The organism is Corynebacterium sp. KPL1824 (assembly GCF_000478095.1).
Classification (GTDB): domain Bacteria; phylum Actinomycetota; class Actinomycetes; order Mycobacteriales; family Mycobacteriaceae; genus Corynebacterium; species Corynebacterium accolens.
Genome location: NZ_KI515749.1, coordinates 295,775 through 309,125, shown reverse-complemented (window position 1 = coordinate 309,125; position 13,351 = coordinate 295,775). Strand labels below are relative to the sequence as shown.

At 57.8% G+C, this 13,351-nt stretch carries 14 protein-coding genes and 1 tRNA gene; 2 read left to right on the top strand and 13 right to left on the bottom strand.

Translation table 11 applies throughout. The annotated features are described in order from the left end of the window. Nucleotides 1-9: 9 nt before the first annotated feature. The 7 genes from HMPREF1267_RS01405 to HMPREF1267_RS01375 all read right to left on the bottom strand — a co-directional run bounded on the left by HMPREF1267_RS01405 (nt 10) and on the right by HMPREF1267_RS01375 (nt 7,744). Nucleotides 10-879 carry an HtaA domain-containing protein gene (locus HMPREF1267_RS01405; RefSeq protein WP_005276427.1) on the bottom strand — a complete coding sequence of 290 codons (870 nt, stop codon included), beginning with the start codon at nt 877-879 and terminating at the stop codon, nt 10-12. Between the two features lie 87 nt (nt 880-966). Further along, the gene (locus tag HMPREF1267_RS01400) at nt 967-1,608 is read right to left on the bottom strand and encodes a heme oxygenase (biliverdin-producing) (RefSeq protein WP_023028146.1); all 642 of its coding nucleotides are present in this window, start codon (nt 1,606-1,608) and stop codon (nt 967-969) included. Nucleotides 1,609-1,826: 218 nt separating this feature from the next. Beyond that, nucleotides 1,827-2,999: an HtaA domain-containing protein gene (locus tag HMPREF1267_RS01395; RefSeq protein WP_023028145.1), complete on the bottom strand. Its 1,173-nt coding sequence runs from the start codon at nt 2,997-2,999 to the stop codon at nt 1,827-1,829. Continuing rightward, nucleotides 2,992-3,786 (bottom strand): heme ABC transporter ATP-binding protein, encoded by a 795-nt coding sequence (locus HMPREF1267_RS01390; protein ID WP_005280763.1) that lies wholly within the window; start codon nt 3,784-3,786, stop codon nt 2,992-2,994. Before HMPREF1267_RS01390 ends, HMPREF1267_RS01395 begins: the two co-directional genes overlap by 8 nt. After that, the gene (locus HMPREF1267_RS01385; protein WP_023016553.1) at nt 3,786-4,835 is read right to left on the bottom strand and encodes an iron ABC transporter permease; all 1,050 of its coding nucleotides are present in this window, start codon (nt 4,833-4,835) and stop codon (nt 3,786-3,788) included. Before HMPREF1267_RS01385 ends, HMPREF1267_RS01390 begins: the two co-directional genes overlap by 1 nt. Continuing rightward, nucleotides 4,816-5,862, bottom strand: a complete 1,047-nt coding sequence (locus tag HMPREF1267_RS01380; protein WP_005280755.1) for a hemin ABC transporter substrate-binding protein — start codon at nt 5,860-5,862, stop codon at nt 4,816-4,818. The genes HMPREF1267_RS01385 and HMPREF1267_RS01380 overlap by 20 nt, the downstream gene beginning before the upstream one ends. Nucleotides 5,863-5,872: 10 nt before the next feature. After that, nucleotides 5,873-7,744 carry an HtaA domain-containing protein gene (locus HMPREF1267_RS01375; protein WP_005280752.1) on the bottom strand — a complete coding sequence of 624 codons (1,872 nt, stop codon included), beginning with the start codon at nt 7,742-7,744 and terminating at the stop codon, nt 5,873-5,875. A 111-nt stretch (nt 7,745-7,855) separates the two neighbouring features. Here HMPREF1267_RS01375 and HMPREF1267_RS01370 point away from each other — a divergent pair, with 111 nt between their 5' ends. Continuing rightward, entirely contained in the window at nt 7,856-8,317 is a 462-nt protein-coding gene (locus tag HMPREF1267_RS01370; protein ID WP_005276419.1) for a hypothetical protein, read from the top strand. A 79-nt stretch (nt 8,318-8,396) separates the two neighbouring features. Here the strand turns inward: HMPREF1267_RS01370 and HMPREF1267_RS01365 are convergent. The 4 genes from HMPREF1267_RS01365 to HMPREF1267_RS01350 form a co-directional block, all read right to left on the bottom strand. Then, a tRNA-Ser gene (locus tag HMPREF1267_RS01365) sits at nt 8,397-8,484 on the bottom strand. 93 nt (nt 8,485-8,577) lie between these two features. Further along, entirely contained in the window at nt 8,578-8,778 is a 201-nt protein-coding gene (locus HMPREF1267_RS01360; protein WP_005276418.1) for a CsbD family protein, read from the bottom strand. A gap of 41 nt (nt 8,779-8,819) precedes the next feature. Then, nucleotides 8,820-9,302: a nucleoside deaminase gene (locus HMPREF1267_RS01355; RefSeq protein WP_255343669.1), complete on the bottom strand. Its 483-nt coding sequence runs from the start codon at nt 9,300-9,302 to the stop codon at nt 8,820-8,822. Next, nucleotides 9,289-9,768 carry a tRNA adenosine deaminase-associated protein gene (locus tag HMPREF1267_RS01350; RefSeq protein WP_005276415.1) on the bottom strand — a complete coding sequence of 160 codons (480 nt, stop codon included), beginning with the start codon at nt 9,766-9,768 and terminating at the stop codon, nt 9,289-9,291. The genes HMPREF1267_RS01355 and HMPREF1267_RS01350 overlap by 14 nt, the downstream gene beginning before the upstream one ends. Nucleotides 9,769-9,807: 39 nt before the next feature. On the opposite strand from HMPREF1267_RS01350, the gene HMPREF1267_RS01345 reads away from it, so the two are divergent. After that, nucleotides 9,808-10,836, top strand: a complete 1,029-nt coding sequence (locus HMPREF1267_RS01345; protein ID WP_005276414.1) for a prephenate dehydrogenase — start codon at nt 9,808-9,810, stop codon at nt 10,834-10,836. Here HMPREF1267_RS01345 and HMPREF1267_RS01340 read toward each other — a convergent pair. Further along, complete coding sequence (locus tag HMPREF1267_RS01340) at nt 10,833-12,038, bottom strand: trypsin-like serine protease (RefSeq protein ID WP_005276411.1); 1,206 nt, start codon at nt 12,036-12,038, stop codon at nt 10,833-10,835. The two genes, HMPREF1267_RS01345 and HMPREF1267_RS01340, sit on opposite strands and share 4 nt — an antisense overlap. A 1-nt stretch (nt 12,039) precedes the next feature. After that, nucleotides 12,040-12,969 carry a DUF418 domain-containing protein gene (locus HMPREF1267_RS01335; RefSeq protein WP_023028144.1) on the bottom strand — a complete coding sequence of 310 codons (930 nt, stop codon included), beginning with the start codon at nt 12,967-12,969 and terminating at the stop codon, nt 12,040-12,042. Between the last annotated feature and the right edge of the window lie 382 nt (nt 12,970-13,351).

The window sequence follows — 13,351 nt, the reverse complement described above, 5'->3', positions numbered from 1 at the left end:
TCTTCCTACTTAAACGTACTTTGCCAGGTTCAAGCCGGGAAGAACCAGATTAGAAAAGGCAGAACCGATTTTCTTCACTCGCTCGAGAATGGCAGCAATAGCCCCATCCAGCTTGCCGAGGGAGGAGCTTCCTAGAGAAGAACCATCGGCCGCAGGATTTTGTTCGGAGGGCTTGTTTTCTGGGGGCACCTGGCCAGACGGCTTATCGCTCGCGGAAGCACCCTCGAATGCCACGGTGAAATCCGTGTCGGCATCATCTAGTGGCTGCCCCACCGGGTACTTGCCCAAGAAGATGTCAGAGCCAGTCTGGGTAAACGAGGTCGGGGCATCGGTCGTGGCGTAGCTCTTGCCAGTCTCTGGCACCAAAGGCTCGGAGAGCTTGAAGGTAGAGATAGCAGCATCATCCCCGGATTGGTCGACAGGCTGGTCCTTAAATGGGCCGGAAGCACCGGTAAGCTTATAGTCCGCGGTAATGGTGGCATCTTGGCCTTTTACTTCCACCTTAATATCCGAAAACATCAAGTCCATACCGTAGGAACCGTTAGGCCCCAGCCCTGGATAGCCCTGAAGGTGCACAGACCCCTTGGTACCAATTGTTCCGTTGCCATCGGCGTCTAGGGTGGTCTCGGCTACATCGACGGGGAAGGTGAAATCCTTGCCCACCTTTTCTGCGCCTTCAGCCGGGGTAATGACACCTTTAGCAAACGGGGTACCCAAGTGATGAATGAAAGATTCTTTGATCGGCCAATTCAGTTGGCCGGATTCCACAGCGGCGATCTCGGTGGAACCATCAGCCGGAGCCTCAGCTGCGGTGGCCATAGGGACCGTAAAGGTGCCGAGTGCAACCGCACCGGCTGCGATAACAGATGTTGTTTTCATGAGATTCTCCTCTTGAGAGCAGTGGTGAAGCCTTACCTATCAATATTAGGCAAGGCTTACTTTAGTTAATTGATTAGAAAAAGTAAATCAGTGACGCTTATCTAGTTCTGCGAAAATTCCCGAGTTGAAAGCAAACGCCCGCTGCGCCTCAGACAGCAAGGCCTCCCGTTCCCCTGCGGTCAGCGAAAGGCCATCTAGACGCTCGCGATACCCCTTGCGATACGGGGGAATCTTGCCAATGGCAGTGAAGTCATAGAAGTTCAGCGCATCCGATTCAATGTCATAGAGTGCACCTAAGCGCGCAGCAATGACCTGCCCCCCGGAGACATCCCCGAGGTAACGGACATAGTGATGGGCCACGACCTCTACCGCGCTTCCGGACACCTCCTCCAAACGCGCAACATAGGCGGCAGTAGCTGGCAAGATTCGGATCTTTTCACGCCAATCACCACCAACCAGAGCCGCCAAGTCCGCCTCCAGTGCGTAGCGCCGTTCGAGACGTGGATCGGCCACCGCGCTGCCGATCGGAGTGTGCGCCACGCTGCGGACGGCACGCTCCAACGACTCATAGACAAACCACAACTGGCCGGTCAGGTCGGCTGCAGCCGCCCTGCTCAACTGTCCCGACATGAGGCGCTGCATAAACGCAGAGCCTTCTGCATTTTCGTGAGCGTGCGCAGTTGCCTCGCGCAGCGCTGCAGACAATGGCTTATTGAGAGTAACAGTCACTGACTTCCTCCAAAGTAACGCTTACCTAAGTTCTAGATTCAATTTAAGGTTAGGCAACCCTTAATTACAAGACTGGGAAGAAAAATCAACCGAAAGGACTACCTCCCACCCACCGTCTGCGTCACGAGTGGCGCACTACCACAAAAAAGAAGCGCGACACCGGACTTACTGCCGATGCCGCGCGCATCGCTTAGGCTTTTAGCGATTGGCCGTTACTTTCATCGATGGAGAAGAGCACGGACACTATCTAGGGCTCCAGACTTTATAAAGGCCTGCCCCAAGATGGCGAACATGCTACCGATAGTCACCACACCCAAGATGTAGTTCCAGACCTTGGCGAACTTAGACCCAAAGGTAGAATCTTCACCTGCGGCCCCCTGATCTTTCCCTTTTTCGGGAGCTTCATTCGCCGGTTTATCGGATTCTGGCTTCTTAGTCTCTGAAGACTCTGTATGCTTTGGGGTTTCTGGCTTCTTCGAAGGTGCTTGGCTCTGCGAGGTCGCTGGTGGCTGCGGTGCCGGCTCGTTCTGGGTCGTTTCCTCACTCTTCGATGGTGCCTGGTCCTGCGAGGTCGCCGGTGGCTGTGGAGCCGGCTCGTTCTGGGTCGTTTCCTCACTGTTCGATGGCGCCTCGCCCTGCGGAGCTTCTGGGGCCTCCGGGTTATGCTGATCCTCTGGCTCTGGACTCTTCTTCTGACCACAATCAGGGGAAACGTTGAGGGTCAGCTGAGCTTCATCAACCTTGGGGCTATATTTAGGCCCATAAATTCCCATGAAGAGTACATCTACGCCTTCGGCCTTTTTGTCTGTCGTGCCTGGTTGCCGCTCGTAGAAAGTATCAGTGGTGGAGAGGGTGAGCGTGTTACCTTCCTTCTTCCATTGTCCCTTACCGTGAGCAAATGCTCCTTCTCCAGTACGCTTATTGGCTTCGGTTTGATCGTCCTTAGTGTACTGCGTCATATGCTTGCCTTCGACGTAATAGGCTTCGTAGCCACTACCTAGACGAACCTCATCCCCAGTTGTTTTTACAAAAGGACTCTTAACATTGGAGTACAGCGCATCATGGTGGCCGGTGAAGGTAATCGAAGAGTCCTTGGTCCTGATTTCAGAAGCGGTCACGTTGCCCTGCTCATCTACCGTGACCGTCGATTTTTCAGGATCGACATCAAATCCAAAGGTGAAGTCTTTACTGTCAGGCTCGCCGTTTTCCTGAACCGAGCCAGTAGTAGTCCAGTCACCTTGGGCAATAGGGCCTTTGATGTAGCTGCGCCACGAGTGTTTGATGCCCCAATTTAAGGAGCCGGATTCGATGGTGCATGTTTCTTCCGCAGAAGCATGCGGCACGGTCAGCGCTGTCGCCGCAAGGGCGGTGACCAAGATTCTTTTAAACATGGAAGTCCTCCAAATGATGTGAGAAGAGTGGGTTGATTGCGGGCGTGGCACGTTGTGGATGTACCCGCAGCCCGTCGACGGAAATAGGCCAGTCATATACCTGAGACAAAGTGCGACCGGTAAATACCTCGTCTACGCGCCCTTGGGCTGCTAGTCCCCCGCACGACAGGCACACGACATGATCGCAATAGGCTGCCGCCGCGTTGAGGTCATGGAGCACCACGAGAACGGCAACACCGGCCTCGCGGGCAAGGGCTTTCACTGAGCCCAATAGTTGCTCCTGGTGGCGGATGTCTAGGGCGGCTGTGGGCTCGTCAAGCAAGATGACTGGGGTATTTTGGGCGAGCACGCGCGCAAAGGCTACGCGGGCACGTTCACCGCCAGACAACGTGCTGATGTCTCGGCCCGCTAGGTGCACGACACCGGCGGCATTGAGAGCAGCGTCAATAAATTCATCATCAAGGTCTGCGCAGGCAGTTCCTTCCCATGGGCGGCGTCCCATTGCAACGACATCGCGGACTAGGAACTCGAAGGATACCGAGACGTCTTGGAGCATCACCGCCCGCGTCCGCGCGAGTTCTCGCGCTGGTGCCTTAGGCGATAGCCCGCCCACAGTGATCTCGCCCGAATAATCAATGTCTCCGGCCACGGCGGCAAGTACCGTGGATTTGCCGGCACCGTTCGGACCGATAAGCCCAGTAACTTCGCCCACTTGGGCGGTAAAGGACACCTGATCCACGAGGGTGTGCTCCCCCATGCGAACGGATAAGTCTTTGACGTTTATCATCAGTGCACTCCTTTGCGCATCATGCGGCGTAACAAGATGAAGAACGTTGGCCCGCCCACGAGTGCGGTGAAAATGCCGATGGGAAGATCCGCAAAAGGAATCATCGTGCGCGCTGCCACGTCAGCGAAGCCAATGAGGACAGCACCACCCAGAGCAGAAGCAGGCAGCAAGATGCGATTTTCTGGGCCGACGATGCTGCGCAACAAGTGGGGAACGATTAGCCCCACAAAGCCAATGAGGCCGGCGAAGGAAACGGCCGCGGCGGTCAGCACTGCCGATGCCACGATCGCCACGATGCGCAGCCTCGGCACGTTGACACCGGTGTGCGCGGCAGCGCGCTCACCGAGAGCGAGGACGTCCAGCTGCTTACCCAACCGCAGAGCCACTGCGAGGCCTATCACTACGATGGGAAGTACCGCCCACACGTGTTTCCACTGCGAACCGTTAAGGGAACCCATCTGCCAGAAAATGATCGCCTCACGGTTGGCGGTGGGCGCCAAATACACCATGAAGGAAATGATCGCGTTGCATACCGCATTGATGGCGATGCCGGTGAGAATCAGGTGCACCACGGCCACGCGTCCGTTGTACCGCGCCAGCTGATAGATAATGAAGGTAACCAGCAGCGCGGTCAGGAAGGCTGCGGCGGGAACGGTAAAGGTACCGAAGAACTCGATATTAAAGACGATGACTACCGCAGCGCCAACGCCCGCACCGGAGGTAACGCCGATAATGGAAGGTTCTGCCAGGGGATTGGCGAATACCGCCTGCATCAGCGTGCCGGCAACGCCCAAGGCTGCGCCCACCACAAGGCCCAAGACCAAGCGCGGCAGGCGGATGTCCCACACCACGCTTGCGGTCAAGGAATCCTGCGCGTGCCCGGCTGCCAGAATGGGAAAGAGATCAGACAGCGGTACATAATATTGTCCCAGCACAACGGAGATGAGCGCCGCAAGAACGGTGAGGATCCCCAGCAGGATGAATACCCAGGTGCGCTGAGTACGTCGGCGCGCAAAGGTGTCCGTATCCTTACTCATTGTCGGGGTCATACACAGCCTTTGCTAGCTTCACCAGCGTCTGACCAGTCATGGGACCAAATGCCAACGATTGGCCGTCCGGGATAGTAACGATGCGTTTCTTTTGCCCGGCGGTGGTCTGGGCGACGCCTGGGCGTTCTAACAAGCCATCAATTCCACCGGTGGACTCAAGGCCATTGGTCATCATGATGATGACCTCTGGGTTGATGCGCGCCAGCGCCTCCGCATTGGCGGGTTCTGCATAAGAAAGATTGTTTTCCTCAGCCAGATCCACGCCACCGATGCCTTCAATAAGATCCTTGGCCCCGGTGCCGTCGCCCATAATGAAAAAGACACCGCCGTTTCCGCGTGCGTAAAGGAACGCCATACGCATCGGGTCATCAGGAACTAATTCCTTGATGGCTTCCTTTGCCTCGTCGATTTCCTTGTTGGATCGATCGGCTAGTTCGCGTGCTTCGTCGGGCAGACCGAGGGCATCGCCAAGCGTGGTGATGTCCTCACCTACGGAATCAATGGTGCGCTCAGGTTCCATGACCACAGTGGTAATGCCCGCCGCGCGGATTTGATCAATGGCATCACGCGGGCCAATGGAGTGATCCACGATAAGAAGAGTTGGATTGAGCTCCAATACCGCTTCCACGTTGATGTTGTGACCGCCTTCAGTCACCACTGGGAGATCCGCCAAGTTGGGCTCAGTGGAAGAGACTGTACGACCGACGATATTATCTGCCAAACCCAATCCGCTCAGCGTCTTGGTGTAGGTACCATAGATATCTAACGCAAGGATGCGCGAGGCATCGGTGACGGTGACGTCATAGCCATCGGCATCGGTAAGCTCTACCGGAAGCGCCGGCTGCGCCTTGCCAGTAACCGGCTCGATATCGTCAAAGTCTTTGACGTCGCTCACGCCTTCAAAAGACCTGGGATCCGAGAGATCGGCGGGATCCGGTAGCTGATCTGTGTAACTTCCCTGTACACCACACGCAGTAAGACTAAAGATGCACAGGAGTGGTACGAGGAAACGAAGAACGAGTTTCACGGCAATCCTTCTAAGAGTTGTTCATGACAAGGCGGCTGGTGGAACCACCGGCGATGATCAATCCAACGATGAACAGCAGTAGATAGGTGATCGGGTTATCCATGTTTCCGCTGGGAGACGTCGCGGATTTGACCTTGAACTTGTTCGAACCGTCCTCGTATCCCTGCGAGGAATCACCAGCAAGCGCCTGGTCCACAGCTCCCGCGTTGACACCTCCCTTGGAACCAGTGCCGCTCTTTCCGTTTCCTCCCCCGCTGGAGCCACTGGATCCAGAGCCGGAACTAGCACCGCCGCCACCGGATACGGCGCCGCAATCAGCGCTTCCGCCCAAGGTGGCGTGGAAGCTCAACGGATCCATCTGGGTGCCCGGCTCATAAAATTCGGCGAAAGCGTGAGAACCGGTCTCGGAAAGCGATACTGCAGCTTCACCAGATACAGCATCGGAGCCAATATCGAGGGAACTAAAGTCCAAGCTGCCAATGACAGTGCGTCCGAAGTCCTTCTTTTCGCCTTCCATATTGGAAGAACGCACATCACCAATAAGTTCACCAGAGTTACCGTTGAAGGTGATTTCCAGGTTGGCAATGTTCAGATCCAGCTTGCCGTGGTGGCCGGTGAACTGGATGCTTCCGCCATATTGCACGGAGCCTGCATTGTCTTTTACAGCACCGGAATTACCCGTGAATTGGAAACGACCATTTTCATATCCCACGCCAGATAGATCCCATCGGCCTTGCGCAATAGAGCCGGTGATATAGGACTGGAAGGACTTCTTTACGCCCCACTGTGCTGTAGCTTGGGTGACACCAGTAGCTTCACAGACGGCACCGTCGCCGCCGGATGCACCCGCGCCCGAATTACCTGAGCCCAAGGCGCCGGAGTTAGCGGATCCAGAGTGCGCAGGACCCGATCCCGCTGCTTTCCCAGTTCCTGAAGCACCGCCGCTTCCGCCCGAACCGGAGTTACTCGGTAACGAATTTCCCGATGCAGAGTTAGTAGAAGCCGAGTTTCCTCCAGTGGAGTTCGACGTACCCGAAGCAGAGCCACCCGAATTCGAGTTCGACTCACCACGGTTATTGAAAGACTCCAGCTCATCAAGGAATGCCTGGGTATTGCCCATAAACGTGGTAATACCGTTCATCGTGTCATTGGTCTCAGACAGGATGTCCATGGCTTCCTTATTAAAGCCCGTGAAGGAACCCGTGATAGAGGTCAATGGGCGCTTCGAACCGCCACCGGAACCAGAGCCGCCAGAGCAAGAACCATCTAGCGCAATGGTCCCGGAGGACGGATCGAGGACTTCACCCTCTTTGTAGAATCCAGTGAAAAGTTTGACGCCACCGGAGGTCAGGGATGTTGAGCCGGCCAAATCTACCTTTTCAGCTCCGTCTTTTACCGGATTATCCAGATTGATGGTGGCGATCACTTCGTCATCGCCTTTGATTTGTTTACCGCGGCTATAGTCTTGCCGGTTCAATTCGTAGGAAACATAGTCCACGGAGATCTTTGCCTGGTTACCAGACGCCTTGACCTTGAAGTCCGACATCGTCATGTCCAGGACCCCTTCATGGCCGGTAAAGCTCAGCGTGCCATTGAATGGAATCGTGACGTTTCCACCAGAGACATCAGGCTTTCCCGCGGTAAAGACGAACGCACCATCGCCCGTTTCGTCCCCCTTAAAACCAATGCCATTGGCACCCCAACCACCGCGGGCAATATTTCCCTTGATGTAGCTGCGGAATGACTGCTTGAGGCCCCAATTCCATGTGCAGGCCTCGTCTGCGTGGGCAACCGGAGTAGAAGATAGAAGCGGGGCGAATCCCGCCATGAGGAACGCCGCGACAATGACGCCGAACGCCGACCTCCACAGTTTACGAATCATGTTGAGAACCTTGTTTCTCGCTAAAAGAATGTATAGGCTACGCTTACTTAGGTAAGCATATCCTGACCGATTTTCTTTCAGCTGTCAATAACTACCCCCAATAAGAAAACAATGCAGAACTACCCCCACCGAGACATCTTCACCAGCATCTACCCCGATGTCGATCCCACTCAGAGCTTCCCTCTCACAATCGGCGAACGCTTCTCCTTAGCGCTTTCCGTCGGCGTATTCATGTTTGGCGGCGTGAGCGGAAGCCTGCTCATCGCTGGCATCGGCTTGGCCTTTGTGGTCGCCTGCTCCTTCGCCCTATCCCAAAAGGCCCCGCGCCGCATCCGCACAGAGGCGCGCAGCCGGTTCCCCCGGGAACCGTGGGCCGAACAGCCCAGTCTCCTCGTCCCCGCAGTGTGGGCAATCATCGCAGTAATCGCGGCCTTGGCGTGGTGGTTTACCCCCGTGAAGTACCTCATGTGGAGCGCGGGCACCATGGCTGTCATCGCAGCTACTGCAACATGGTTCCTCCCTACCGTGCAGCGCCGCCGCTCGCGGGCCGCACACGCAAAGCAGGATGCTTAAATTACCCAAAGACCCAAGCTCCCCTGCCGCAGAAAACAAAAATAGGCCCCGACCTGCATTAACAGGTCGGGGCCTTGCGCGGTGGCGGCGGGATTTGAACCCGCGGTTGGGGGTTACCCAACAATCGCTTTCGAGGCGATCACCTTCGGCCGCTCGGACACGCCACCGCGTTCCAGATTACGGGAGGACCCCCGATGCAACAAAATCGCCGCGCCGGCACTAAGCCAGCGCAGCGATTTCGCTAGGAAGGGACTATAAAATTAGTCCTTCTTCAGGCCACCGATGATGTCGTTGGCCTTGTCCTTGATGCTGTCAGCAGCATCGGACAGCTTGTCCTTAGCCTCGGAAGCGACCTGATCGGCCTTGCCCTCGTTGGCTACGTCTTCGTTACCGGTTGCCTCGCCGAAAGCTTCCTTTGCCTTGCCTGCGAGGTCGTCCTTCTTGTTTTCCAAATCGCCCATTTTCTCTCTCCTTAAATGAGTCGCTTACAGTGTGACAGCCACTATACCCACTTTTCGCGCAAAGTGGTGAAGAATTTTTCTAGCAACGCCACGCAGTCCTCTTCAAGCACGCCGCCGCGAACCTGTGGGGTAAAGGGGGCAGTGGGGGCACGCAGGACATCGACAAGCGAGCCGCACGCACCCGTCTTCGGCTCAAAGGCGCCAAACACCAGTGAGCTTATCCGCGCGGCTTGCAGGGCGCCGGCACACATGGCACAGGGCTCCAAGGTGACCACGAGCTCGCAGCCGATCAGGCGCCAACCATCGCCGTGGATGCGCACCGCCTGGCGGATGGCCTCGATCTCGGCGTGGGCGGTGGGATCGCGCAATTGCTCGCGGCGGTTGACGCCGGTGGCGAGCTCGCGGCCGGTAGCATCATAAAGCACCGCCCCAACCGGCACGTCGCCGGCGGGGGTTTGGCGCGCCACCGCGAGGGCGCGCTGCATGCGTTCCTGCGCGCGCTGCAGGGGCTTAGGCGTTATCAATGACGTCTTCTAGCTCATCCCCAAAGCCCAGGTCGCCGGCAATGCGCAGGAGCATATCGGAGGGCCAATCGTCCTCATCGTCGATGATATAGCCCACCTGATCCTCGGATAGGCCCAGGTCAGCGAAGATATCGAAGTCGCCCTCGCCGTAGGGTTCGGCCTCTTCCGGGTCCACGTCTGGAATCTCATAGTCATTGAGCTCCATGAAGTCCGCGGCAAAGTCATCGTCAACGCCGTAGGTGGCGTCCGAAATTAGCATTTTCACCCCGCCGGGCACGGGCCGCACGGCAATGAAGTAGGCGTCCTCGACGCAGAGAAGGGCGAAAGCCGCGCCTTCGGAGCGCAGGGAGCGCACCGCGGTGATGGAGGTTTGCGGGTCCTCAAAGTCATCATCGAAGCTGCGCACGGCCCATTGTCCCTCGTTGCGGGCGACGGTAACCGCGAAAGAGTAATTTTCGTTGCTCATACCTCGTGAGATTAGTCGTGTTGTGCCACAATTGTCACCGTGAGTTCTCAAGATGTTCAACGCCCCATCTGCATTATCGGCCTCGGCCTCATCGGTGGTTCCTTGCTGCGCGATCTCGCGGGCTATAACCACGACGTATTTGGATACAACCACTCGACGTCCGCCGCCCGCACCGCAGTCAAGCAGGGGTTTGACGTCAATGATGACTTGCCCGCGGTGCTTAACCGCGCCGAGGTTGAAGAGGCGCTCATTGTGATCGCCGTTCCCATGACCGCGGTGGGCAGCGTCTTGGATGCCATTCAGGAACACGCCCCTAGCTGCGGCATCACGGATGTAGTCTCCGTGAAAACCCCCGTGCGCCAGCAGGTTTGTGACCGCGGCATGGAGGATCGCTACGTGGGAGGGCACCCCATGGCGGGTACCTCGAAATCTGGGTGGGATCACTCCCAGACGGGGCTTTTCCGCCGCGCCGCGTGGGGCATTACCTACGATTACGCCGCCGAGTGTGAGGCGAGCGGGGGAAAAATCCCCAAGAAATGGATTGAGACTTTCACCGATGTCGTGCGCATGACCCAGATGGTGCATGCGGAGGCGGTCCCCATTCGCGTGGCCAACCACGATGCGGCGGTCGCCCGCATTTCGCACCTGCCGCACGTTTTTGCGGAAACGCTCGCCATGGTCGGCGATAATGGCGGCATTTTGGCGCAGTCCTTGGCCGCTGGGTCCTTTAAGGATGCGACCCGGGTGGCGGGCACCCGCCCTGACCTCGTGCAGCAAATGTGCGAGACCAATGCCCCCGCCCTCGTAGAGGCTTTGGACGAGGCGCTGGAGCTGCTTCACGATGCCCGGGAGAAACTCGCCGCCCCCGAGCCTTCCATCGCCGAGCTTACCGATGCCGGCTACCGCGCCCACACCCGCATCGATGCCAGGTCGGGCGCCCGCAAGGAATCGGTCTCCCCGGTCAAGATCTCTTCCCGCCCCGTGCTGCGCCTGCACCCCGGCGGGCCGAAGTGGGTGGCGCAGCTGCGCCAGACCGAATCCTTGGGCGGGCGCATCGAGATCTTTTAGCGGCGCTTGTTGCGGGCGGCACCGCTGCCTGCGCCGGCGGCGAAGGTGCGCGCGGCTGCCGCGGCACCGATAAGGCCGATTACGGCTACGGTGAAGTAGATCCACGGGTGATCCCCGCTGGTTTGCGGAACTTGGGCTGGCTCGGGCGTGTTCTCGGCGGTCAAGATGGCGTCTTTATCCTTGCCGCTCATTACGCCCTCTGCCCACTCCTTGGTGCCGGCGAGGGTGGTGATTGCCGCGCTTGGAGAGGGAAGTTCCGGGTCCGCATTCGAGGTACCCGCGGTAGCTAGGCCCGCGAGTTTTCCGTCCACGAAGAACGGTCCGCCAGAGTCGCCGCCCTGCATACCAGCATTACCGGTGGAGTGGACGTCGAGGATCGGGCTGCTGATCATCGGGGCCATGCCGCCTTGGCCAGGCTGCATTACTTCCCCACCGTTGCCGTCAGGCTTGACAATCTGCGGCTGCTCGGCGCCCGGCTTGGTGGCACCCGGCGAGACCACCTTGGGCTTATCCGATCCCGAACCAGATCCCGGCATCTTGAGGCCGGGCATGGCCTCTTCGGCCGGCACGGATTCGTAGCCTTCAGGGACCTTCACGTCTGCATCCGGCTTGGAGCCGCCCGGCATCTTGAGGCCCGGCATGGCTTCTTCAGCGGGCACGGACTCGTAGCCTTCCGGGGCTTCCTTGTCGGCGCCCGGCTTCTGTGCGGCGTCATCGCTTGGCCCGCCGCCCAGGATTTCGGAGACCTTCATCTCTGCCATCGGCAGCTGGCCTTTGCGCGCCATGGAGGAGCTGCTACTCCAACCATATAGGGTGCCAAGGTCGCCGGTCTCTGGAATATCGGTAGAGATCTTGGCCGGTTTGATATCGGTGACGGGCTCGGTGAGGTGGAGCAGTCCGGCATCGGAAAGCGGGGATAGCGCCCACGAATCCGCGTCATAGACCTTGCCTCCCAAGCGGGCCTGGGTGCCTTCGTTATTGACGGACTGCAGGCAGTGGCGGGCGGTAAGCACCCACTGCCTATCCACGAGCGTGCCGGTGCAGTCGCCGAAGTTGCCTATGCGGCCCATCTTGAGCGCGGCGACGGTCTGGGACTCGGCGTTATCGGGGGCGGGTTCGCCGTGCTCAAGGGCGCTGGCGGGGGCCGCCAACATCCCGATGATACCAGCGGTGGTCAAAGCGGTAGCAATTTTACGCGACATGTTAGTCCTTCTTTCCAGCAGGAACGGCGAGTTTAACGGCGGAGGAGACGGCCTTTTCAAGGGGGCCTTGGCCCAGGAATTTCCGCCAGATGGTGGCGAGTACGAGGAATAGGCCAATAAATGCCCACGCCCACGCGGTTTTGTGCAGTGAGATGTGGCTTTGCCAGTAATAAGCGGAGAGCACGTGCAAGACATAAACGGTCAGGGACATCGTGCCCATTGCGGCCAAGGGGTAGACGAGCTTGGGTACCGCGCTGCCAATGAGCAGGCACAGGTGCAGCACTACGGCGGCCACTGCAACGGAGAGCAGGATTTCGCCCGCGACGCCGGTGTGGCCGGTAAAGCGCAGCCAGCTGGGAATATCCGGCTCGAAGCGGAAGTAGGTACCGACGGCGGCAATCACAGCACTGGAGGCGGTGACGATCCACTGCAGCGCCGTGCGGTAGCTACCTGGGCGGATGTAGACCTCGAACAGCAGCATGCCGGCAAGGAAGTACGCGATCCATGCCAGCAGTGGGTAGACCTGCGGCAAGGTAAAAGGCGCGTAGTGCACGGTCGAGGCAATGGCCGCGACGAAGAACAGTGCCAGCTTCCACCACACATTCAGCGGTGGCACCCAGGACACCACCATCATGGTGATACCCATGGCAATAAGCACGACCTGAATTTGCCCACCGACTGGCAATAGCGCCAATCCGATAAGCGTAATGATGGCGCCGCGAGCGATTAGCCGCAACAGCGTCTGCATGGAATAGTTCTTGCCAATGAGCATCATCGTCACTCCGGCGATAATGGCAAATAGGGCGGCCGGAAGACCCGACAAAATGACCTTGGTACTCCATACCAACGAGGCCATGTGCAAAATAATCATGCCAATAATGGCAAGTGAACGGGCCATATCCAGCCCGACGATGCGCGATGATGAGCTCACCTAGCACTCTCCTTCACAATGTGATGAGACGCAGTGTTTTCCACCACGACCCATATTTATAACGACTCTCTTTTTCTACAATAGAAGTCTGGGAGGTTGCTGTATCAACAGTTTGCATGCCCTGTGTCTTATAAATGCCGTTATTACCCCCGGCCAATATTGCCGCCCCACTCTCCCGCCGACCACAGAAGAGTGCACCCACTTTCCCGGCCTCACCGTGCGACGGAAGGAGATGCAACCGTTCCTAGGTGATCAATCAGTTTTGCGATTTCAGGGTGAGCAAGCAGCTTCTTTTCAATCGCATCGATCTTGGTCTTATGAGCTTAATTCTCGTCCTGCCACAGTAGTCATCTTGGTCCATCCCCTCAGGCAGGTTGGGAAC